Source organism: Vibrio sp. 2132-1 (assembly GCF_033344315.1).
The window spans coordinates 1-2,397 of record NZ_JAWPON010000045.1 but is presented as its reverse complement, the minus strand read 5'-3'; the positions used below and the strand labels follow the sequence as shown (position 1 = coordinate 2,397).

General features: G+C 64.0%; 3 protein-coding genes. 2 read left to right on the top strand and 1 reads right to left on the bottom strand.

Translation table 11 applies throughout. From position 1 onward, the window contains the following. On the top strand, window positions 1-750 hold a 750-nt coding region (gene repC / locus R8N47_RS23250; protein WP_318185870.1), incomplete at its 5' end, for a replication protein C, IncQ-type. 604 nt (window positions 751-1,354) lie between these two features. Here the strand turns inward: repC and R8N47_RS23245 are convergent. Then, window positions 1,355-1,615, bottom strand: coding sequence for a mobilization protein (locus tag R8N47_RS23245; RefSeq protein WP_169573164.1), 261 nt, complete (start codon window positions 1,613-1,615; stop codon window positions 1,355-1,357). A 182-nt stretch (window positions 1,616-1,797) separates the two neighbouring features. Here R8N47_RS23245 and R8N47_RS23240 point away from each other — a divergent pair. After that, a partial coding sequence (locus R8N47_RS23240) for a MobA/MobL family protein (RefSeq protein ID WP_318185869.1) occupies window positions 1,798-2,397 on the top strand: 600 nt, incomplete at its 3' end.

Here is a 2,397-nt window from a genome sequence, read left to right as displayed (position 1 = left end):
GAGCGCAAGCGCGGCAAGCTGGACGTGACGTATGACTACGGCGACGGCAAGCGGATCGAGTTCAGCGGCCCGGAGCCGCTGGGCGCTGATGATTTGCGCATCCTGCAGGGGCTGGTGGCCATGGCCGGGCCTAGTGGTCTGGTGCTAGAGCCAGAACCGGAGACCCCCGGCGGGCAGCAGCTCCGGCTGTTCCTGGAACCCAAATGGGAAGCCGTTACCGCTGACGCCATGGTGGTCAAGGGTAGCTATCGGGCGCTGGCTCGTGAAATAGGCTATGCCAATATCGAGGACTCAAAGCCCATCAGGGACTGCATTGAACGGCTTTGGAAGGTGTCCATCATCGCCCAGAATGGCCGCAAGCGGCAGGGCTTCCGGCTGCTTGCCGAGTACGCCAGCGACGAGGCAGACGGGCGCCTGTATGTGGCCCTGAACCCCTTGATCGCGCAGGCCGTCATGGGTGGCGGCCAGCATGTGCGCATCAGCATGGACGAGGTGCGGGCGCTGGACAGCGAAACCGCCCGCCTGCTGCACCAGCGGCTGTGTGGCTGGATCGACCCCGGCAAGACCGGCAAGGCGGCCATAGATACCCTGTGCGGCTACGTCTGGCCGTCAGAGGCCAGTGGGGCCGCCATGCGCAAGAGACGCCAGCGGGTGCGCGAGGCGCTGCCGGAGCTGATCGCGCTGGGCTGGACGGTGAACGAGTATGCGGCGGGTAAGTACGACATCGCACGGCCCAAGGCGGCAGGCTGACCCCTGCAATAACTGTCACGCCCCCCCCGTTAACTGTCACGCCCCCCCCGTTAACTGTCACGCCCCCCCCCGTTAACTGTCACGAACCCCCCCGTTAACTGTCACGCCCCCAAACCTGCAAACCCAGCAGGGGCGGGGGCTGGCGGGGTGCTGAAAAAATCCATCCATGATTATCTAAGAATAATCCACTAGGCGCGGTTAACAGCGCCCTAGTGGGGCGCTGTTTGCCCTTGCCCAAAATGCCCGGCCAGAGGCCGGATAACTGATCTATCCGCTGCGCTAGGCTACACACCGCCCCCACCGCTCCGCGGTAGGGAAAAGGCGGGCCAAGGCCCGCAAACCCAAACCCCATGCACAGACGCCACAGGAAGCCGCAGACGCCTTTAGCCGCTTTAGCGGCCTTTACCCCTGCCCGCAGGGCGGGGGCGCGTGTGAAGCCCCGCAGGGGCCATGCTGGCCACCTTGCGCTTGGCTATCTCCGCCTTGATGGTCGCGCCCGCCTCTCGCATCTCTTGCTGCAGGGCTTCGATCTCGGCAGGTGTCAGCCGGTAGAAGCTCACCCTTGCCCCTCTTGCGGCTCCGGCTGGCCATGCTCCTGTGGCTGCTATTCCTGCTTGGGTGGCAGTCCGAACAGCGCCCGGTCATGGTCGCGCTCTAGGTAGCTGTCCAGCCCATCGAGCAAGCGCTGTTCTGGCCACTCGCCGCTTTCGACTTTGCCGAGTATCCACGCGCCTACCAGCACCTTGCGCCGGGTGTCCTCCTTGCGCTTTTGCTGCTGCTCCCGTGCCCTGACCCGCTGGATCTTGGCGTTGATCCGTGCCCGTTGCTCTTCCAGCTTGGCGAGCCGTTCCGCTGCTTTTGCCATGTTGACATTCCCCTTGGTTATGTGCTTGCCATCATGCTATCATCGGAGCACAGACACCGCAAACCCCGACCGTCATTCTAACGGGAGGGCGCACTTACCGGTTTCTCTTCGAGAAACTGCCCTGCGGGCACCCCTTTGGGGCTGTGCGCTCTCCGAGGGCCATTGCATGGAGCTAAACCCCTATGGCCATCTATCACCTTACGGCCAAGACCGGCAGCCGGAACGGCGGCCAGTCGGCCAAGGCGAAAGCCGATTACATCCAGCGGGAGGGCCGTTACTCCCGCGACCGTGACGAGGTGCTGCACACTCAGTCCGGCCACCTGCCCGAGTGGGCCGAGCGCCCCGCCGACTACTGGGATGCTGCCGACCTGTATGAACGCGCCAATGGGCGGCTGTTCAAAGAGGTTGAGTTTGCCCTGCCGGTCGAACTGACCCTAGATCAGCAGCGGGAGCTGGTGGACGAATTCGCCCGGCATCTGACCGAGGGCGAGCGCCTGCCGTATACGCTGGCCATTCATGCCGGTAAAGGTGAGAACCCCCATTGCCACTTGATGATCTCTGAGCGGAAGAACGACGGTATCGAGCGCCCGGCTGACCAGTGGTTCAAGCGGTACAACGCCAAACAGCCAGAGCGGGGCGGGGCGCAGAAGTCCGAGAGCCTGAAGCCCAAGGCATGGCTTGAGCAGACCCGCGAGGCATGGGCCGACCATGCCAACCGGGCATTAGAGCGGGCTGGCCACGACGCCCGCATTGACCACAGAACACTTGAGGCGCAGGGCATC

What these genes read in the sequence shown, in the direction of transcription:
- R8N47_RS23245 (WP_169573164.1), bottom strand. Translation starts at nt 1,615, where the DNA reads ATGGCAAAAGCAGCGGAACGGCTCGCCAAGCTGGAAGAGCAACGGGCA.